The organism is Ruegeria arenilitoris (assembly GCF_013030265.1).
GTDB lineage: Bacteria > Pseudomonadota > Alphaproteobacteria > Rhodobacterales > Rhodobacteraceae > Ruegeria > Ruegeria arenilitoris_E.
This window is the reverse complement of record NZ_WPZQ01000010.1, coordinates 144,992-165,557: the sequence shown is the minus strand read 5'-3', so window position 1 is coordinate 165,557 and position 20,566 is coordinate 144,992. Positions and strand designations below refer to the sequence as shown.

The window sequence follows — 20,566 nt, the reverse complement described above, 5'->3', positions numbered from 1 at the left end:
CCATGAGCGTATATGACGAAAACTGGGTCAAAAACGAAGAAACCAAGCGCAAATGGATGGCCGAAAATGGTCTCTATTCCGAGGAAGAAGAGCATTCTTCCTGTGGTGTCGGTCTTGTTGTTTCCATTGATGGAAAGAAAAGCCGCAAGGTCGTGGATGCGGGCATCGATGCCCTTAAGGCGATCTGGCACCGTGGCGCGGTGGACGCGGATGGCAAGACCGGCGATGGCGCTGGCATCCACGTGCAGATTCCGGTTCCTTTCTTCTATGATCAGATCCGTCGTACCGGCCATGAACCGAAACTGGACGAATTGATTGCTGTTGGTCAGGTTTTCCTGCCCCGCACTGATTTTGGCGCGCAGGAAAGCTGCCGAACCATCGTGGAAACCGAAGTTCTGCGTATGGGCTATTACATCTATGGCTGGCGCCATGTGCCGGTTGATGTGACCTGTCTGGGCGAAAAGGCCAACGCCACCCGACCAGAGATCGAGCAAATTCTGATCTCGAACTCGAAAGGTGTGGATGAGGATACGTTCGAGCGTGAGCTTTATGTGATCCGTCGCCGCATCGAAAAAGCGGCGATGGCTGCGGGTATCTCGGGCTTGTACCTGGCCTCGCTCAGCTGCCGATCAATCATCTATAAAGGCATGATGCTGGCCGAACAGGTCGCGGTCTTCTACCCCGATCTGATGGACGAACGGTTCGAATCCGCGTTTGCCATCTATCACCAGCGTTATTCGACCAACACCTTCCCACAATGGTGGCTGGCGCAACCTTTCCGCATGCTGGCCCATAACGGCGAGATCAACACGCTGAAGGGCAACGTCAACTGGATGAAAAGCCATGAGATCCGCATGGCCTCGGCGACCTTTGGCGACTATGCCGAAGATATCAAACCTATCATCGCCGGTGGATCGTCGGATTCTGCCGCATTAGACTCGGTTTTCGAAGTTCTTGTGCGCGCCGGCCGCTCAGCGCCCATGGCAAAAACCATGCTGGTTCCGGAAAGCTGGTCCAAGCAGGCCGTGGAACTGCCGCAAGCGTGGCGCGACATGTATTCCTACTGCAACTCAGTGATGGAACCGTGGGACGGTCCGGCTGCACTGGCAATGACTGACGGTCGCTGGGTTTGTGCCGGTCTGGACCGCAATGGTCTGCGCCCGATGCGTTATGTGGTAACAGGCGACGGTCTTGTGATCGCGGGATCCGAGGCCGGCATGGTGCCGATTGACGAGGCAACCGTGACCGAAAAGGGCGCGCTTGGCCCGGGACAGATGCTGGCCGTCGACATGAAGAAGGGCAAGCTGTTCCGCGACACGCAGATCAAGAACAAGCTGGCTGCCGCACTGCCGTTTGGCGAGTGGGTCGGTAAGATCAATGATCTGGACGAGGCGCTGGCGGGCGTGACCGAAAAACCGATGTTCTCGGGCGAAGACCTGCGCAAACGCCAGATCGCAGCAGGTTATTCGGTCGAGGAGCTGGAGCAAATTCTGGCGCCCATGGCCGAAGACGGTAAAGAGGCGCTGGCATCCATGGGCGACGATACGCCCTCGGCGGTTCTGTCCAAGCAGTACCGCCCGCTCAGTCATTTCTTCCGCCAGAACTTTAGCCAGGTCACCAACCCGCCGATCGACAGTTTGCGCGAGTACCGCGTCATGTCGCTGAAGACACGGTTCGGGAACCTGAAGAACGTATTGGACGAGGACAGCAGCCAGACCGAGATCATCGTTCTGGAAAGCCCCTTTGTCGGCAACGCGCAATGGGATGAACTGGTTGGGCACCTCAATGCTCCGCTGGCTGAGATTGATTGTAGCTTTGAGCCCGGTCAGGGTGCGCTGAGCGCTGCTTTGGCCCGTGTTAGAGCCGAAGCTGAGGAAGCGGTTCGTTCGGGCGCCGGGCACCTGGTTCTATCCGACATGAACTCTGGTGAAGGTCGTGTGGCGATGCCGATGATCCTTGCCACCAGCGCAGTGCACTCGCACCTGACCCGTCAGGGCCTGCGGACTTTCTGCTCGCTGAACGTTCGATCGGCTGAATGTGTCGATCCGCATTACTTTGCGGTTCTGATCGGCTGTGGCGCGACTGTTGTGAACGCCTATCTGGCCGAAGATTCGTTGGCCGACCGCATTGATCGTGGTCTGCTTGACGGCACCCTGACCGAAAACGTTGCGCGCTATCGCGAAGCCATCGACCAGGGCCTGCTGAAGATCATGGCCAAGATGGGTATTTCGGTGATCTCATCTTATCGAGGAGGTTTGAATTTCGAAGCCGTAGGTCTCAGCCGCGCGATGGTGGCCGAATACTTCCCGGGTATGACCAGCCGTATCTCCGGCATCGGTGTCACCGGCATTCAGACCAAAGTCGAAGAAATCCATGCCAAGGCGTGGGACAGCGGTCTGGATGTTCTGCCCATCGGAGGTTTCTACAAAGCGCGTAAATCGGGTGAGACCCATGCGTGGGAAGCAACCTCGATGCACATGATGCAAATGGCCTGTAACCGCGCCTCATACGAGCTGTGGAAGCAATATTCGGCCAAGATGCAATCGAACCCGCCGATCCACCTGCGCGACCTGATGGACTTCAAACCGCTGGGCAAACCGGTGCCGATTGAAGAGGTCGAGTCGATCACTTCGATCCGCAAACGGTTCGTGACCCCGGGCATGAGCTTGGGCGCGCTGTCGCCTGAGGCGCACAAAACGCTGAACGTGGCGATGAACAGGATCGGTGCCAAGTCCGACTCGGGCGAGGGTGGCGAAGATCCGGCGCATTTCGTACCGGAGCCCAATGGCGACAACCCGTCGGCCAAGATCAAACAGGTGGCCTCGGGCCGGTTCGGTGTGACCGCCGAGTATCTGAACCAGTGTGAAGAGCTTGAGATCAAGGTCGCCCAAGGCGCGAAGCCCGGTGAGGGTGGTCAGCTTCCGGGCATGAAGGTCACCGACCTGATTGCGCGTCTGCGTCATTCGACCAAGGGTGTGACGCTGATCTCGCCGCCGCCGCATCACGACATCTACTCGATCGAGGATCTGGCGCAGCTGATCTACGACCTCAAGCAGATCAACCCGCGCTGCAAGGTGACCGTGAAACTGGTGGCGTCTTCGGGCGTTGGCACGATTGCTGCCGGTGTCGCCAAAGCCAAGGCGGACGTTATCCTGATCTCGGGCCACAATGGCGGAACAGGCGCATCACCTGCGACCAGTATCAAGTACGCTGGTCTGCCGTGGGAAATGGGCCTGACCGAAGCACATCAGGTTCTGGCGATGAACAACCTGCGGGACCGCATCACGCTGCGGACCGATGGTGGACTTCGCACAGGCCGTGATATCGTCATGGCCGCGATGATGGGGGCCGAGGAATACGGCATCGGAACCGCCGCTCTGATCGCCATGGGCTGCATCATGGTGCGTCAGTGCCAGTCCAATACCTGCCCGGTCGGCGTGTGTACGCAGGATGAATCCCTGCGTGCCAAATTCACCGGCAACGCAGACAAGGTTGTAAACCTGATCACCTTCTACGCACAGGAAGTGCGGGAGGTTCTGGCCAGCCTCGGTGCGCGTTCGGTGGACGAGATCATCGGTCGGGCGGATCTGCTGGCGCAGGTCAGTCGTGGTTCGGCGCATCTGGACGATCTGGACCTCAACCCTCTGCTGATCACGGTCGATGGTGCGCATAACATCGTCTACAACCGCGACAAGGATCGGAATGCGGTGCCGGATACTCTGGATGCCGAGATTGTTCGCGACGCGGCACGGTTCCTGAAAGACGGCGAAAAGATGCAGCTGTCCTATGCGATCCAAAACACGCATCGCACCGTGGGCACTCGCGTTTCCAGCCACATCGTGCAGAATTTTGGTATGCGGAACACTTTCCAGGACGATCATCTGCACGTAAAACTGCAGGGTTCGGCCGGTCAGTCGCTGGGGGCCTTTGCAGCTCCGGGCCTGAAGCTGGAGGTGTCGGGCGATGCCAATGACTATGTCGGCAAGGGCCTGTCCGGTGGCACCATTGTGGTGCGACCGCCGCAGGTCAGCCCGCTCAAGGCGGATGACAACACCATCATCGGCAATACGGTGCTGTATGGTGCCACCGATGGTCACTTGTTCGCCGCTGGCCGTGCGGGTGAACGTTTCGCCGTCAGAAACTCGGGCGCCAAGGTGGTGATCGAAGGCTGTGGCTCGAACGGGTGTGAATACATGACTGGTGGCGTTGCGGTGATCCTTGGTGATATCGGCGCGAACTTTGGTGCGGGTATGACGGGGGGCATGGCCTACCTTTACGACCCGGAAGGCAAGGCAGAGCTGCTGATGAACCTGGAGACACTGGTCACCTGCCCGGTCACCGTTGATCACTGGGAAGATCAGCTGAAATCTTTGATCGAGCGTCATGTTGCAGAAACCAACAGCCGCAAGGCCATTGATATTCTGCAGCATTGGGAGGTTGAAAAGACCAACTTCCTGCAGGTTTGCCCCAAAGAGATGCTGAACAAGCTGGCTCACCCCCTTAGCCTGGAGGCGACGGCGGTTCCGGCAGAATAGGTTTACGAACAGTTGAAAATCAGAGCCCCGCGTGTCGCTTGCGACATGCGGGGTTTTGCTGTTTGGCAACAATTTCACCTGATTCATTGCGTATTTGCAGAAAAAACGCCTAGCATTGGTCAAAGTTTCTTCAGGAATTGACACAATACTGAGGCTTGGTTTGGTACGCGTAGTGGAGCAGTTCGATGCCGACAACTTACTTTGATCAATTCTTTGCAATGGACCCGGCGAACCCGCCCCCCGCAGGAACTTTGCTGACCGTTCAGAACTACAGTCTTGTCGATCAGAACGACGATGGTGAGATTGAGGCTCCTGGCGGCGACACGGTAAACGGTCAGGATGTAACCTCTTCGTGGCCCGGCGATACAGTTGTCATAAATGTTCCCGGCACTGGCCCGGTGACATATACCGGCATCACCTTCTACTTGGCTGACGGGACGCGGGTATTCACGCCCACCGACGGCAAGGTCCTTGAGGAAGGGACGCTTGTTTCAACTACATTCGTAAATACACAAGGACCGTTGAATGTACCCGGCCAGCTTGGTCCACCATGTTTTACACCGGGTACCATGATCGAAACGCCTGATGGGCTGCGCGCAGTTGAATATCTGAAGCCGGGAGATCTGGTAAATACTATGGACAATGGCCCACAGCCCTTACTCTGGGTTGGCCGTACCACGGTGGCCGCCACCGGGGACAATGCGCCGATCAGATTTGAGGCCGGTGTTTTGGAGTTGGATCGCGAGACCCTAGTGTCACCCCAACATCGGATGCTGATTGCTGACTGGCGGGCACCATATCTGTTTGGACATACAGAGGTTCTGATCGCAGCACATTCTCTGGTTAACGGCGAAACCGTAACGCGGGTCGAAGGTGGAGAAATAGATTACATCCACCTTTTGTTCGGTCAGCATGAAATTGTGACAGCAAACGGTGCAAAAAGCGAAAGCTACTATCCCGGACATGCAGTCTCGCAATCCGAACGCGAGACGCAGGCTGAAATTCTGGCATTGTTTCCTGAGCTTACCAGCCGCGAGCTGCATGCTCAGAAGACCGTGCGCCCAGTGGTTCGCCCGCGCGATGGTCGGCTCATCGCGATATAGACCGTTTCAAATAACGGTTGCGCAGCGTATAGCGAGGTATGGCAAAGCAAGCAGTCCGCAAATCAGGCGGTAAGAAAAACAAGGCAAACAAAGCCAAAAATCAGCCCTCACTCTTCGCCCGGATCAGGCGATGGGTGATACGAGGTGGATTGGGGTTGGCTGCATTCTTTGTAGCCCTTGTTCTGATCTATTCGGTTGTGAACCCACCTGTCACCCACACAATCTGGTCTGAATGGCGCCGGTTGGGACGTGTTGATCGGGAATGGGTTCCGATTGAAGAGATTTCGCCCATTATGGCGCGCTCAGCCGTGGCTGCAGAAGATGCGAATTTCTGCCTTCATTGGGGATTTGATGTCGAAGCGATCCGGGATGCGCTTGAGGATGGCGGATCACGTGGCGCATCAACCATCACCCAGCAAGTGGTCAAGAACGTCTTCCTTTGGCAGGGCCGCAGCTGGGTCCGCAAGGCGCTGGAAACGTCGATGACACCTGTTGTCGAGATCTTCTGGAGCAAGCAGAGGATTCTTGAGGTTTATCTGAACGTCGCTGAGACCGGACAAGGGGTCTTTGGGGTCGAAGCGGCGGCACAACGTTACTACGGTGTCAGCGCCGCCAAGCTGTCGCCGGTACAGGCTGCCCGACTGGCGGCAATCCTGCCCTCTCCCCGCAACAGGTCGGTTACAGACCCTTCGGTTCGGACACGTCGCCGGGCGGCTTCGATCCTTGATGGGGCGGCTACCATCCGCGCAGATGGTCGCGCAGATTGTTTCGAGGATTGAAACCACTGCCCTGCCAAGGCTAAAGCTTGGAAGTATTCACTGGTTCGATTGGAAGTCCATGGCGCGTTTGTTTCACGTTCCCCTGTCCCCCTACTGTCGCAAGGTCCGCCTGTCGCTGGCGGAAAAGAAGATCGAAGTCGAACTGGTCGAAGAACGATATTGGGAGCAGGATCCGGATTTTCTTCGACGAAATCCAGCGGGCAAGGTGCCAGTGCTGCGGCTGGACGGATTGGTGTTGGCCGAAAGCGCTGCGATCTGTGAATACATCGAAGAAACCCGCCCTGAACCGCCTTTGATGCCCAAAAAGCCCGAGGCCCGTTACGAAGTCCGGCGAATTGTTGGCTGGTTCGATGACAAGTTTCATCACGAAGTGACTTCGAAACTTCTTTATGAGCGCGTGAACAAGAAGGTGACAGGTCAGGGGTATCCGGACAGTAAAAACGTCAAAGAAGGTGCGCGGGCGATCAAGTATCACCTGGACTACATGACCTGGTTGCTGGATCACCGCCGCTGGCTGGCGGGGGATCAAATGACATTGGCTGATTTTGCCGCTGCTGCGCATTTGTCAGCTTTGGACTACATCTCTGACGTGGACTGGAACCGCAGTCAGGTGGTCAAGGATTGGTATGCAAAAATCAAATCCAGACCGGCCTTCCGCTCGATCCTCGCGGATCAGGTCCCGGGTTTCCGGCCACCAGCCCATTACGCCGATCTGGATTTCTGATATCCAGAACAAGGGGTGGGACGCATCGCACCCCAAAGGCACAGGGAACGGCTCGGCTCAATAACAATGACTCAAACACTCAAAGAGCGGATGATATCGCAAGCTCTTTCCGAAGGGTTTGTATCCTGTCGCATCTGCCGACCATGGGACATTCCCGAAGTTCCGGCTCGGCTGGATGCCTTTCTGCAAGCCGGATATCACGGTCAGATGGGGTGGATGGCAGAACGCACCCATTGGCGGGGCGATCCGTCCGCTTTGTGGCCCGAGGCTCGCTCGGTCATCATGCTGGCCGAAAGTTACACCCCCAATCATGATCCGACCGAAGTTCTGAACCACCCGGACCGGGGTGCAATCTCGGTTTACGCGCAGAACAAGGATTACCACGATCTCGTCAAGAAACGGCTGAAACGCCTTGCACGCTGGCTGATTGCCGAGGCCGGCGGAGAGGTGAAGGTATTTGTCGATACAGCGCCGGTTCCCGAAAAGGCGCTGGGCCATGCAGCCGGGCTTGGATGGCAAGGCAAACACACCAATCTGGTCAGTCGGGATTGGGGTAATTGGTCCTTCATAGGGTCTGTTTTTACCACCATTGAGCTACCGGCTGACCCAGCCGAAGTGGATCATTGCGGATCCTGCCGGGCCTGTCTGGACAGCTGTCCGACCGATGCGTTTCCCGCCCCCTATCAACTGGATGCACGTCGCTGCATTTCGTACCTGACGATTGAACACAAAGGGCCAGTAGACGAAGAGCTGCGGCAGAAACTGGGCAACCGCATCTACGGCTGCGATGATTGCCTGGCAGCCTGCCCCTGGAACAAGTTTGCTGTGGCAGCAAGCGACATACGCTATGCGGCGCGCGAGGACCTCAAGGCACCAAAGCTGGCCGAGCTTGTTGCGTTGGACGATGCGGGTTTCCGTCAGAAATTCTCTGGCTCACCGATCAAGCGGATTGGTCGGGGTCGCTTTGTGCGCAATGTTCTCTATGCCATCGGAAACTCTGGCACCGCTTCGCTGCGGTCTGCAGCACAGGCATTGATTCATGATCCGGATGCCACCGTCGCTGATGCGGCGCGATGGGCGGTGAAACGATTGTCATAAGTGCCGCAAACAGGCTGGACGCGTCGTTTCAATTCGCTACACCCGTCACCAGCGAACAATAAGGAGGACCCGATGGCCTTGGCTTTGGGTGTCGATACGGGCGGAACCTATACTGATGCGGTGTTGATCCGGGATGAGAAAGAGGTCATCGCCTCGGCCAAATCCCTGACCACTCGCGCAGATTTGGCGATTGGCGTGGGCAAGGCAATCTCGGCCGTTCTGGACGAGGCGCAGGTGTCTCCGGATCAGATCTCACTTGCCTCGTTGTCGACAACGCTTGCCACCAACGCGCTGGTTGAAGGGCAAGGTGGCCGTGTCGCTTTGATCTATATCGGCTTTCGGGAAAGCGATCTGGAAAAGCATGGGTTGAAGGATGCCCTGAAGGGTGACCCTGCGCTGGTGATTTCGGGCGGCCATAGCCATGCCGGAGGCGAGGTTGCGCCGCTGGACATCCAAGCGCTTGAGGCATTTCTAGACTCTCACAAAGGCATTTCGGGCTTTGCGGTCGCAGCACAATTCGCCACGCGTAACCCGGCACATGAGTTGAAGGCTGCGCAGATCATTACCGAAAGGACGGGCGCCCCAGTCACCTGCTCACATCAGTTGTCAGCCAAGCTGAATGGTCCGAAACGGGCAGTAACAGCAGTGCTGAACGCCCGTTTGATCGGGATGATTGACCGGTTGATCGGACGTGCTCAGGACCGATTGCGCGAACTGGACATCCACGCCCCGATGATGGTCGTGCGTGGTGATGGTGCCTTGATGAGCGCAGAACAGGCCCGCGAACGGCCAATTGAAACAATCCTCAGCGGACCCGCTGCCTCGATCGTGGGTGCACGCTGGTTGACCGGGGCCGAAAACGCTTTGGTCTCGGATATTGGCGGCACGACGACGGATGTGGCGCTGATCCGCGATGGCAAGCCCGCGATCGATCCAGCCGGTGCGCAAGTTGGTGGGTTCCGAACGATGGTCGAGGCCGTTGCAATGCGAACCCATGGTCTGGGTGGGGACAGTCAGGTGCATGTCGTGACCGAAGGCTTGGGCGGAGGTGTGTTTCTTGGACCAAGACGTGTCTTGCCGGTTTCACTAATCGCAGCAGAAGCGCCAGAAATCGTCCATGCGGTTCTGGATGAACAATTACGGGCCACGACGGTCGGTGAGCATGATACACGTTTTGCCCGCCGCGTGCCGGGTATCCGCGCGGATGGTGTTGGTGAACGCGAAGAGGTTCTGCTGGATCGGCTTGGCGACACCGTATTGCCCCTGTCTTCACTACTGCGAACCCGGATGGAAAACGGTGCGCTGAACCGTCTGGTAGACCGCGGCATTGTGCAGGTATCCGGTATTACTCCATCAGATGCCAGCCATGTACTTGGCAAGCTAACAGACTGGGACGGCGATGCCGCCTGTAAAGCGTTGGAGCTGATCGCGCGCAGGCGGGTTGGGTCTGGTGACCTGTTGGCAAAATCCCCCGAGGCGCTTGCCCAGATGATCATTGATCAACTGACGGAACAGACAGCTTTGACCTTGTTAGAGACTGCTTTCGCAGAAGAAACCGATGGATTGGGCCTACCAGCTCAGGACTTGGCGCGGCATGTTCTGACGCAGCGGGGATTGTCTCGGCACCGGGGTTTGATGGCGCTGGATGCAGCGCTGAATGTGGATGTAGTCGGGCTGGGCGCTTCGGCCCCCAGCTATTATCCGGCGGTTGGTGAGCGGCTGCATTGCGCGATGGTCCTGCCAGAACATGCTGGCGTCGCCAATGCCATTGGTGCAGTCGTTGGTCGCCTTACATTGCGGCGTGCCGGTACGGTGACGTCACCTTCCGAAGGGCTCTTTCGCGTGCATCTCGAGGATGGGCCACAGGATTTCTCAGAACCGGATGCGGCACTGGGCCTGTTGGAATCGGTTCTACGGGATGAAACCGAAAAATCAGTACGCGAAGCTGGAGCTGAAGATATTCGGGTGATCATAGATCGCGACATTCGTACTGCGCAGGTCGAAGGCAGAGATGTGTTCGTCGAGGCGCTTGTGACCGTCGAGGCCAGTGGCCGACCAAGGGTCGCCGTGGGCTAACCTCCTCCGCGAACGGAGGAGGCAGGTCTGTTATTCTGCGGCGTCGGTGCGCTTTGGCAGCACCCAGTCCTGACGCGGGAAGTGGCAAGTATACCCGTTTGGGATACGCTCCAGATAGTCCTGATGCTCGGGCTCGGCTTCCCAGAAATCACTCACAGGTTCCACTTCGGTCACGACCATGCCCGGCCATATTCCACTGGCATCTACATCGGCGATTGTGTCCACTGCGACCTGTTTCTGCGCCTCATCGACGTAGTAGATAGCAGAGCGATAACTCATCCCGATGTCATTGCCCTGTCGGTTCACCGTGGTCGGGTCGTGAATCTGAAAGAAGAACTCCAGCAACTCGCGATAGGTGATCCTGGTAGGATCAAACCAGATCTCAATCCCTTCTGCGTGGGTACCATGGTTGCGATAGGTTGCGTTTGGTACGTCTCCGCCAGTGTATCCGACACGAGTGCGGGAAACGCCGGGCAGCTTGCGGATCAGATCCTGCATGCCCCAGAAACAGCCCCCGGCAAGAACAGCGCGTTGTTCGGTCATTGGATTTCCTCCACATGGATCAGGAATTCGCCGTAACCTTCGGTTTCCATATCGTCACGATGGATAAACCGAAGCGCGGCAGAGTTTATGCAATAGCGCAGCCCGCCATGTTCGCGCGGACCGTCCGGAAACACATGGCCCAGATGGCTGTCGCCATGTTTCGAGCGTACCTCGGTACGGATCATACCCAGGGTACGATCTTCGAGCTCTTCGACATGCTCGTGGATGATTGGCTTGGTAAAGCTGGGCCAGCCACAGCCGGATTCGTACTTGTGGGTCGAGGCAAACAGCGGCTCACCCGAAACGATATCCACATAGATACCCGGCTCTTTGTTATTCAGGTGTTTTCCAGTACCCGGCCGTTCGGTACCGCTACGCTGAGTCACGTGAAACTCTTCGGGAGAGAGGGCGGCGATGGCCTCGGGGTCTTTGGTGTAACGAGTCATGGCTCCTCCGGTGTTGTCTTTCGTGATGCACTATTTGGGCACATCATAGAGGAAATCAAAGCCATATTTCAGATGCCTCGCGCGCTCGTGCGTTGGATCAGGCGGTTTTAACCTCGGGTTGGCGCGACAACTGCACGGCCAGAATACCAATTGTCGTCACAAGCACACCGATCACATCAAGTGGTCCAAGCCTTTCACCCAACAAGATGGCAGCAATGGCGACGCCAAACACAGGATTTAGAAAATGGAATGTCGCGGCCCGGGTGGCACCGATGCGGTTCAAAAGCAAGAACCAGATCAATGTCGCCAGCAGGCCGGGGAACAGGGTCGTATAGGTGAAAGCCAGTGCAAAGGGCACGGTCAGATGAATATAGATGGTCTCAAACAGCGGTGCAGCGAGGAAGAGAATAGCTGAACCCACAAGCATCTGTAGTCCGACAACCATCATGAAGTTGCCCCCTGAGGTGGCACCCCGAACCGCCAGCGTTGCCAGCGTGAGCGCTAAGGCACCCAAACCGCAGAGCATGACACCGAACATATCAATGCCAGCGCTGATCCGGCTGCTCATGATCAGGGCGACACCGGCAAAGCCGGCGAGCAGGCCGATGACGCCCAAGGGACGGAGCTTTTCGCCAAACAACAGCCATCCTGCCAATGCGACCAGCAACGGCATCGTCGACGCTATAATGGCGGCGACCGATGCCTCGACAGTTTGCATCGCATAAAAATTCAGACCCAAATAAAGGGCATTCTGGCAAATTCCGAATAAGAACGTGGCGTACCACTGAGATCTGGTGAGCTTCCAGCTCTGCCCCATCACCCTGGCAATCGTGACGCCGATCACACCGGAAATCAGAAAGCGAAGCGCCAACGAAAATAGAGGCGAGGCATCGGAAACTATGATCCGTGCCGATGTAAAGGCGGATGACCAGATGAAGGCAAATATCAGCCCCATGGCTATGGCGCGCAGGTCCATCACGATCCCCTTTTCAAATCGGCAGGACTGTTTCTGATTTTCCAAAAAGCTTCAAGCGCGAGGTCATCACTTCGTCAAAAAAGACACATGCGCCATACAAGAAAGTCATTACGCATGTTTTTATTGATTGACTGGCCAATTAAAGATATCCGCTGCCCGATCTGACACATCAAGGGAGGTTTGTCGGTGCTTCTGGAATACATCCTGTCATTTGGCGTCCTGTTGGCATTGGGCCTGGTCGCTTTCTTCGTCGTGAAATGGTGGAATCTACGCTGCGTTGGTGTAACGCCTGTCCATCTGTTCACATTCATTGCGATCCTGTTCACATCCGGCTTGGACGTTGGCCTGATCATGTTCCCACTGACCGAGTTTGGCGGCTATGCCGAAGAACCTGCTTACGCCTTCGCCAACCCCTTGGCGATCGAGTTCGGTTTCTGGGGCTTTTTGATCTGGGCGTTCTACTTCCTGACCGCGTTCTACTTCTGCGTCATCGAACCACGTGTGAAGTTCTTTGAGATCCCGCTGGTCAAGTTGATCAACAACGTGGTGATCATCGGCACCTGCGCCTTCACCGCCAGCCTGTTCCTGATCTACCTGCCTGGCTACCTGCCCGAGGTCGGAGACGGTGAATCCGTTGTCACCACTTTCTACATCATCGTGTTCGTGGTCATTCTGGCGGCGGCCTATTCGTCGACAGATCTGAAATACGTGCGCATCCTGTCGGTGGGCTCTACCTTCCTGTTCCTTGCTCTGATTCTGGGCATGTGGGCTGCAGCTGGTATGGGTCTGACCGGATTTGCAGAAACCAGCAGCAACATCGGTGCGTACTTCGCAAACCTGCATAAGTTTGTCCTGCCGCTGACCGACTATCATGCCTTCTATCTGTTCTGGTGGTTTGCATGGTCGATCATGATCGGCCAGTTCACCTCGCGTTTTGTCGGTGGCCTGAAAACATGGCAACTGCTGGCCGCGTTGTTGATCTTCCCATCGATCCCGCTGGCGATCTGGTTCACCGTTCTCTACTACTATCACCTGAACGGCATCAGCACTGCAGGCATCACCAACATCGCGATGGTGATCGTGGGCGTGACCTTTGTGATCAACTCGCTGGACTCGCTTATCCGCCTGTACACCGACAACCTGAACATGACAGTCGAACGGTTCGGCAAGGCGGCATATGTCGCAGGAAACGTTGTCCTGCTGTTTGTCCTGACCCTGTTGTTCCAGAGCCAGTGGCTGCAAATCCAGTGGATCGGCGCGGTTGTGGTTGGCCTGTATCTGGCCTGCGTTGTCTACATCCTGATTGCCAAGCGCAAAGAGGTGCTGAGCATCGACTCCATGCCCGAAGGGCGCGATCTGGATTTCCACAAGGTTGAAACGGTTCACTAAGCCGGAGACCAAAACACCACAGGCAACTTCTGCCTTGGACAAATCAAACCCCGCAGCGCGTTCTGCGGGGTTTTTTTATGCCTTGGGCAAGACACCGTGCAAAATTCAGATATTGTGATGGGAATTACTCTTTTGAAATCGAATACCATTGTCACCCAACTGTCTGAGGAAACTCGATTATGAAAGATATCGGTCGCCGGCGATTTGTGAGAACTGGATTAGCTTCTGCTGCAGCACTGACACCATTGAGACATGCTTTGGCAGAAACTGGGTCACTGCAGGATATTGGTGGATCAATTGTCTCGGCACCTCAGGCGACGATCTACACTGCCCGCGAAATCATCACGCTCAATGATGCACGGCCAACCGCCGAGGCGGTTGCAGTGGTTGGCGACAGAATCCTCTGGGCCGGAACGCTGGAAGATGTGCAGCGTGTTTTGGGCGACCAGCCCTACGAAATCGATACGACTTTTGCCGATCACGTAATCGTACCCGGCTTTATCGCCCAGCATGACCATCCTGTACTTGCCGCGCTTACGATGTCATCTGAAATCCTGGCAATCGAGGATTGGGTCCTGCCGAGCGGAACTGTTCCTCGCGTTAAAGACAAACAGGATTTCATGGCACGTCTGACCAAGGCCGAAGCCGAGAAGTCAGATCCGGATGAACCTCTGCTCAGCTGGGGCTATCACCCCGCCTTCTATGGCCCATTAACACGTGCCGATCTCGACACAATCAGCAAAACACGTCCAATTCTTGTTTGGGCGCGCTCATGTCACGAGATGGTACTGAACTCGGCGGCAATGGAGCGCGGTGGTGTTACCCGGGACAAGTTCGAAACGTTCAGCCCGTCAGCAAAAGAGCAAAGCAATTTTGAAGAAGCGCGGTTTTGGGAACAGGGCCTGTTCGGAGTTTTGCCTAACATCGCGAATATGGTCGCAACCCCCGAACGCCTGCGTTCCGGCCTGGAAATCACGCGCGACTATATGCACGCCAAAGGCATTACCTTCGGCAATGAGCCGGGCGGGATTCTGTCTAAACCGGTACAGGATGGCGTTAACGAAGTTTTCTCGAACCCGGATATGCCATTTCGCTGGTCATTTATCGTGGATGCAAAGTCGATGGTCGCGACCTACTCGGATGATGCGCAAGTCATTGCTGAAACCGAAAAGCTGGCCTCTTGGTATGGTGGCATGACAAGTCTTGCGCCAAAGCAGGCAAAGCTTTTTGCAGATGGCGCAATTTATTCGCTGCTGATGCAGGTACGTGATCCTTATCTGGATGGTCATGATGGCGAATGGATGATGGACCGCGATCTGTTTGAGCGCGCATTCCGCGTTTACTGGGATGCAGGATATCAAATCCATATTCACGTCAATGGCGACGCGGGGCTTGATCGGGTTCTTGATACGCTCGAGGCCAATCTGCGCCGCAACCCGCGATATGATCACCGCACCGTTCTGGTGCATTTTGCGGTCAGCGCCCCGGATCAAGTCGAGCGGATTCGCGCGCTTGGCGCTATCGTCAGTGGAAATCCCTACTATGTGACGGCTCTTGCAGATCAGTACTCGAAAGTTGGTCTTGGTCCGCAACGCGCGGATTCGATGGTTCGCCTGGGTGACTTGTCGCTCGCTGGTATCCCGTGGTCACTGCATTCAGATATGCCAATGGCACCCGCTGATCCTTTGTTTCTGATGTGGTGTGCGGTCAATCGGATAACTTCTTCCGGTCGCACCGCTGGCGCGGATCAGAGAGTACCGGCCGAGATGGGGCTTCGCGGGGTTACGATCGAGGCGGCTCAGGCCCTCAGGATGAGTGATGAGATCGGGAGCATCGAACCGGGCAAACGGGCCAACCTGACTATTCTGGATGAAAACCCCCTGAGCGTAGACCCGACATCGATCCGCGACATCAATGTCTGGGGCACAGTTATGGAAGGGCGGGTTTTACCGGTTGGTGAGGCTGAGCGAAAAGCCTCGCTTTCACCATCTCAGAATCCGAAGCCCCCGGCAGACGAAGAGATCAATCGCGCGATGCTGAACCACGCGCTTAAGGTTGTTCATACCCATCTCTAAGCGGCCCACCGGCGCCTTGGATTCGAATGAATGAGTTCCATCAAAGAAAAAGGGCCGCGAAATCGCGACCCTTGTATTGAAGTTGTGAAGGCTGGGATTAGCCGTTCACGCTGTCCTTCAGTGCTTTTGCGATGGTCATTTTCACAACCTTGTCGGCTTCTTTGGTGAAGGTTTCACCAGTGGCCGGGTTGCGGACCTGACGCTCGGGGCGCTCACGGCAGTAGATTTTGCCGACGCCGGGCAGGGTCACTGCACCACCGGCGGAAACTTCGCGGGTGATCAGGCCGGTTACAGCCTCAAGTGCCGCGTTTGCGGATTTCTTGTCGGTTCCCATTTCCTCAGCGAGAGCAGCAACCAGCTGAGTTTTAGTCATAGGCTTTGCCATTTCTTGGTCTCCTTAACGTGCCCGATCTCTTGGGCCTCACCGCGTAACTGTAACGGGATATTGTATGTGAACACAACGAATAGTAGCGCCAAAACCCCCAAAAATATGGGGATTTCGTTGCTTTTTTGCTTCAGAGGAAGGCCGTTTCGTCGAAAGAACGCAATTTCCGGCTGTGCAAACGCTCCAGAGGCATCCCGCGGAGGTGTTCCATGGCCCGTATTCCGATCGCCAAATGGCGGCTGACCTGCGTGGTATAGAACGACGAAGCCATGCCGGGAAGCTTTAGTTCACCATGCAAAGGCTTGTCTGACACGCACAGCAACGTGCCGTAAGGTACCCTGAAACGATACCCATTAGCGGCGATGGTGGCGCTTTCCATATCCAACGCGATTGCGCGCGATTGGCTAAGCCGTTGCACGGGCCCCGACTGATCCCGAAGCTCCCAGTTTCGGTTATCGACCGAAGCCACAGTGCCGGTTCGCATGATCCGCTTGAGCTCATATCCTTCAAGCTCGGTCACTTCGGCCACGGCCTGTTCAAGTGCAACCTGCACTTCGGCCAGTGGCGGGATTGGAACCCAGACCGGCAGATCATCGTCCAACACCTTGTCTTCGCGCAGATAGGCATGGGCCAGTACGAAATCGCCCAAAGCTTGCGTATTTCGCAGCCCAGCGCAGTGGCCAACCATCAGCCAGGCGTGCGGACGCAGAACCGCAATATGGTCCGTTGCCGTTTTGGCGTTTGACGGACCAACACCAATATTGACGAGCGTGATGCCGGACCCATCCTCGCGCTTCAAGTGATAGGTCGGCATCTGCGGCAGTTTCAGCGGTTGTTCAATTGCAGTCTTCGGATCGCTGATCTCGACATTTCCGGTGGACACAAAGCTGGTGTAGCCGCTATCCGGATCGGCCAGCTGTTCACGCGCATAGTTTTCGAATTCCGAGACGTAGAACTGGTAGTTGGTGAACAACACATGGTTCTGGAAATGGCTTGGATCCGTGGCCGTATAATGCGCAAGGCGCGCCAGCGAATAGTCGATCCGCTGAGCGGTAAACAGCGCCAGAGGGCCGACATCGTTCTCCAGCTCATAGACGCCGTTGACGATATCATCATTGGTGGTCGTCAGATCCGGAACGTCGAAGACATCGCGCAACGTGAACCCCGCTGCACCCTGATGCGGTACAACCAGATCCGGATTGTTCGCGACTGCGAAATGTACCGGAATCGGTGTATCCGAAAGGCCGATTGTGACCGGCTGATTGTGGTTCTTAATCAGCAAAGCGATCTGTTGTGTCAGATAGGAACGGAACAAATCCGGCCGCGTCACCGTTGTCGCGTGTGTCCCCGGCTCCGAAACGTGACCAAAGCTCAGGCGGCTGTCGACATGGGCATAGGACGCGGTTCTGATGCGAATTTCCGGGTAATAGGCTCTGAATCGCTCGGTCGGCGTATCACCCGACATTGAGTCAGAGAACTTGTCGCATAAAAAAGTCGTTGCCTGCTCGTACAGTTCTTCAAGCCGGGCAACAGCGGCCGACGCATCGGTGAATTGTTCTGGTTTGGGTGCTTTTGGTTCTATTATTGTTGTCATGCAAGTGGTTCCAGAAGGTCTATCTTTTCAAAGGTGCGCACATCCACCAGGCCCAGGTCGGAAATCCTCAGTTCCGGGATCACGACCAGAGCAAGCAGGGAGTGCTGCATATAGGCGTTGTTAAGCTGACAGCCGCAGGCCTCCATCGCCTCGACCATCTTTTCTGCGTTTGCGGCAACCTCGGCCGCCGGATTGTCGGACATCAGACCGGCAATCGGCAATTCGACCAATGCCAGTTCTTCACCATCTCGGAAGATGGTGATGCCACCACCCACTTCGGCCAGCCGGTTTGCGGCCAGCGCCATTTGCTCGCGGTCAGTACCCACGACAATCATGTGGTGGCTGTCATGGGCTACGGTTGACGCCATCGCCATGCGGCCCTGGTAACCAAAGCCCGAAACGAAAGCGTTCGTTACACCCCCGGTACCCCGGTGCCGTTCAACCAGCGCAATCTGGCATACATCACCTTCACCTTCTACCAGCCCACCGATGATGGGCAGTTCGGCTTTCAGCGCTTTGGTCGGGGCCTGGTTTTCCACCACACCGATTACGTTGGCCTGAACCCGGTTCGCTCCGGCCGGAGCTTCGATCTCAAAGTCTACAGCGCTGAGCTGATGTCCCAGATGTACAGTGTTTCGCGCCCGGTCAGGCCAGTCGTAATGGGGGCAGTCGACTGTAATCGCGCCATTTTCAGCGACAACCTGGCCTCGTGCCACAACCGTCTCAATCGGCAGATCGGTCAGGTCAGACGTGATGATGATATCTGCCCTGCGCCCGGGTGTGATCGAGCCGATTTCACGCTCCAACCCGAAATGAGAGGCCGTGTTGATCGTGGCCATCTGCAGCGCAATCAAAGGATCGCAACCACAGGCGATGGCATGCCGCACGACGCGGTTCATATGCCCTTCGTTCACCAACGTGCCCGAGTGGCAATCATCCGTGCACAGGATAAAGCTCCGCGGATCCAGACCTTTTTCCGTGACGGCAGTGATCTGGCTTTCCACGTCGTACCAGGCCGAACCCAGCCGCATCATCGAACGCATGCCCTGACGCACTCGCGCAATGGCATCGGCCTCACACGTACCCTCATGATCATCAGCGGGACCGCCAGCCACATATGCTGCAAAATCAGACCCTAAATCAGGGGAAGCGTAATGTCCGCCTACCGTTTTTCCTGCGCGCTGCGTGGCTGCGATCTCGGCCAGCATCTTTGGATCGCCATTTATCACGCCGGGGAAATTCATCATCTCCCCCAAGCCGATAATTCCTGGCCAGCTCATTGCCTCTGATACATCTTCAGGCGTGATTTCATAGCCTGTCGTCTCCAGCCCCGGTGCCGAAGGCGCACAAGACGGCATCTGAGTGAAGATATTCACCGGCTGCAACAGCGCCTCATCATGCATCATGCGTACGCCATCCAGACCCAGCACATTGGCAATCTCATGGGGATCGGTGAACATCGAGGTCGTCCCATGCGGGATCACCGCGCGAGCAAATTCAGCGGGCGTCAGCATTCCGGATTCGATATGCATGTGTGCGTCACACAGACCCGGAATCAGATAGCGCCCGCGCGCTTCGATGATTTGGGTATCAGGACCAATGCAGTGCGAGGCGTCAGGCCCGACAAAGGCCACGCGCCCTTCGGCAATGGCAACAGAATGGCCGGGCAAGGTCTCACGGCTGTGAACATTGACCCAGATACCATCGCGAATAACCATGTCCGCAGGTTCGCGCCCGGCAGCAACGGCAATCAAACGAGGGGCGACATCGGGCCAGCTTGGGAAAGGTGTGTATTCCATGGCCCAACTTTCCCTAATGCGCGGGAAGGTTCAACCCCTGCTCTTTGTGTATCATGAAACCGTCACGAAAGGCAGCATAAGAGGGTCATATGGATATCGTCATTCACCACAACCTCGCCTGTGGCACGTCCCGTAACGTACTGCAGATCATACGTGACGCCGGATACGATCCGGTGGTCATCGAATACCTGGAAACCGGCTGGACCCGGCCACAACTCCTGGCGTTGTTCGCCGCCGCCGGACTCACGCCTCGTCAGGCGCTTCGAACCACTAAGTCACCTGCTGAGGAACTGGGTCTGCTGGATGATGAGGTGACAGACGATCAATTGCTGGAGGCCATGATGGAACATCCGGTTCTGGTCAATCGACCAATCGTGGCATGCCGCAATGGGGTCAGGCTATGCAGACCATCAGGCGCTATTCTTGATCTACTCGACACATGGCCAAAGGCACCATGGCTTAAAGAGGATGGAACGACCCTGATTGATGACAAGGGAAATCGGGTGCCAGAATAGCTTGCTTTGCGATGTACTTGCTGCTCAATCTGCTCACATGGACTATGAAACGATAGATGCGGACAGTTTCGGGCGTGGCCTGAACGGGATCGGACTAAACCTGCTGGTCAGGGACGTGAAGGCAGAATGCGCCTTTTTAGAGACTGTTTTTGGAATGAAAAGTCATCAGGTGACGGCTGATTTTGCGATCGTCACCTATTCCGGTCAGGTCTTTCAACTGCATTCTGATGGAACCTACCATTCCAATCCGTTGCTGAGCTTGCTGCCGGAAACACCACCGCGCGGTGCGGGTATCGAAATCCGCCTGTACGATACAGATCCGGACGATGCCGTTACCCGCGCAGATCTTGCTGGCGCTACGGTACTACAGCCCCCCACAGACAAACCGCATGGCCTGCGAGAGGCATATATCCTTTGCGAAAACGGATATGCTTGGGTGCCTAGCCGCCCGAAAGATACCGAATAAGGCCGACCTGACACAGCGCGTCAGTGCTGTCACGTCCAACCAGAGGAAATGCCGAAAGGGCAT

16 protein-coding genes are annotated in these 20,566 nt (G+C 56.3%); 10 read left to right on the top strand and 6 right to left on the bottom strand.

Going from position 1 to position 20,566, the window contains the following annotated elements; all coding sequences use genetic code 11:
* Positions 1-2: 2 nt before the first annotated feature.
* The 6 genes from gltB (at position 3) to GOX61_RS17800 (ending at position 10,315) form a co-directional block, all read left to right on the top strand.
* Positions 3-4,535 (top strand): glutamate synthase large subunit, encoded by a 4,533-nt coding sequence (gene gltB / locus GOX61_RS17825; protein WP_155143091.1) that lies wholly within the window; start codon positions 3-5, stop codon positions 4,533-4,535.
* A gap of 185 nt (positions 4,536-4,720) precedes the next feature.
* On the top strand, positions 4,721-5,638 hold the full coding sequence (locus GOX61_RS17820) for a Hint domain-containing protein (protein ID WP_170335885.1): 918 nt from the start codon (positions 4,721-4,723) through the stop codon (positions 5,636-5,638).
* Positions 5,639-5,676: 38 nt separating this feature from the next.
* The gene (gene mtgA / locus GOX61_RS17815) at positions 5,677-6,417 is read left to right on the top strand and encodes a monofunctional biosynthetic peptidoglycan transglycosylase (RefSeq protein WP_170335883.1); all 741 of its coding nucleotides are present in this window, start codon (positions 5,677-5,679) and stop codon (positions 6,415-6,417) included.
* 58 nt (positions 6,418-6,475) lie between these two features.
* Positions 6,476-7,141: an FtsZ-binding protein FzlA gene (gene fzlA / locus GOX61_RS17810; protein ID WP_155143088.1), complete on the top strand. Its 666-nt coding sequence runs from the start codon at positions 6,476-6,478 to the stop codon at positions 7,139-7,141.
* Between the two features lie 66 nt (positions 7,142-7,207).
* A complete protein-coding gene (queG, locus tag GOX61_RS17805; protein ID WP_170335881.1) occupies positions 7,208-8,239 on the top strand; it encodes a tRNA epoxyqueuosine(34) reductase QueG in 1,032 nt (343 codons plus the stop codon).
* A 72-nt stretch (positions 8,240-8,311) separates the two neighbouring features.
* A complete protein-coding gene (locus tag GOX61_RS17800; protein ID WP_170335879.1) occupies positions 8,312-10,315 on the top strand; it encodes a hydantoinase/oxoprolinase family protein in 2,004 nt (667 codons plus the stop codon).
* Positions 10,316-10,345: 30 nt separating this feature from the next.
* On the opposite strand, the gene msrA is transcribed toward GOX61_RS17800, so the two are convergent.
* From msrA to GOX61_RS17785, 3 genes are all read right to left on the bottom strand, one after another.
* A complete protein-coding gene (gene msrA / locus GOX61_RS17795) occupies positions 10,346-10,858 on the bottom strand; it encodes a peptide-methionine (S)-S-oxide reductase MsrA (protein ID WP_170335877.1) in 513 nt (170 codons plus the stop codon).
* Positions 10,855-11,304 (bottom strand): peptide-methionine (R)-S-oxide reductase MsrB, encoded by a 450-nt coding sequence (gene msrB / locus GOX61_RS17790; protein WP_170335875.1) that lies wholly within the window; start codon positions 11,302-11,304, stop codon positions 10,855-10,857. Before msrB ends, msrA begins: the two co-directional genes overlap by 4 nt.
* A gap of 97 nt (positions 11,305-11,401) precedes the next feature.
* The gene (locus tag GOX61_RS17785) at positions 11,402-12,280 is read right to left on the bottom strand and encodes a DMT family transporter (RefSeq protein WP_170335873.1); all 879 of its coding nucleotides are present in this window, start codon (positions 12,278-12,280) and stop codon (positions 11,402-11,404) included.
* Positions 12,281-12,472: 192 nt separating this feature from the next.
* Here GOX61_RS17785 and GOX61_RS17780 point away from each other — a divergent pair, with 192 nt between their 5' ends.
* Both GOX61_RS17780 and GOX61_RS17775 read left to right on the top strand, forming a co-directional pair.
* Positions 12,473-13,669 (top strand): BCCT family transporter, encoded by a 1,197-nt coding sequence (locus GOX61_RS17780; RefSeq protein ID WP_170335950.1) that lies wholly within the window; start codon positions 12,473-12,475, stop codon positions 13,667-13,669.
* Between the two features lie 179 nt (positions 13,670-13,848).
* Positions 13,849-15,744, top strand: coding sequence for an amidohydrolase (locus GOX61_RS17775; RefSeq protein ID WP_170335871.1), 1,896 nt, complete (start codon positions 13,849-13,851; stop codon positions 15,742-15,744).
* Between the two features lie 97 nt (positions 15,745-15,841).
* On the opposite strand, the gene GOX61_RS17770 is transcribed toward GOX61_RS17775, so the two are convergent.
* The 3 genes from GOX61_RS17770 to ade all read right to left on the bottom strand — a co-directional run bounded on the left by GOX61_RS17770 (position 15,842) and on the right by ade (position 19,522).
* Positions 15,842-16,129, bottom strand: coding sequence for an HU family DNA-binding protein (locus tag GOX61_RS17770; protein ID WP_050605937.1), 288 nt, complete (start codon positions 16,127-16,129; stop codon positions 15,842-15,844).
* Between the two features lie 130 nt (positions 16,130-16,259).
* Positions 16,260-17,723 carry an AMP nucleosidase gene (locus GOX61_RS17765; RefSeq protein ID WP_170335870.1) on the bottom strand — a complete coding sequence of 488 codons (1,464 nt, stop codon included), beginning with the start codon at positions 17,721-17,723 and terminating at the stop codon, positions 16,260-16,262.
* Complete coding sequence (gene ade, locus GOX61_RS17760) at positions 17,720-19,522, bottom strand: adenine deaminase (protein ID WP_170335868.1); 1,803 nt, start codon at positions 19,520-19,522, stop codon at positions 17,720-17,722. Before ade ends, GOX61_RS17765 begins: the two co-directional genes overlap by 4 nt.
* An 89-nt stretch (positions 19,523-19,611) precedes the next feature.
* Here ade and arsC point away from each other — a divergent pair, with 89 nt between their 5' ends.
* A complete protein-coding gene (gene arsC, locus GOX61_RS17755; RefSeq protein WP_170335866.1) occupies positions 19,612-20,037 on the top strand; it encodes an arsenate reductase (glutaredoxin) in 426 nt (141 codons plus the stop codon).
* Between the two features lie 37 nt (positions 20,038-20,074).
* Positions 20,075-20,503: a VOC family protein gene (locus GOX61_RS17750; RefSeq protein ID WP_170335864.1), complete on the top strand. Its 429-nt coding sequence runs from the start codon at positions 20,075-20,077 to the stop codon at positions 20,501-20,503.
* Positions 20,504-20,566: the final 63 nt, after the last annotated feature.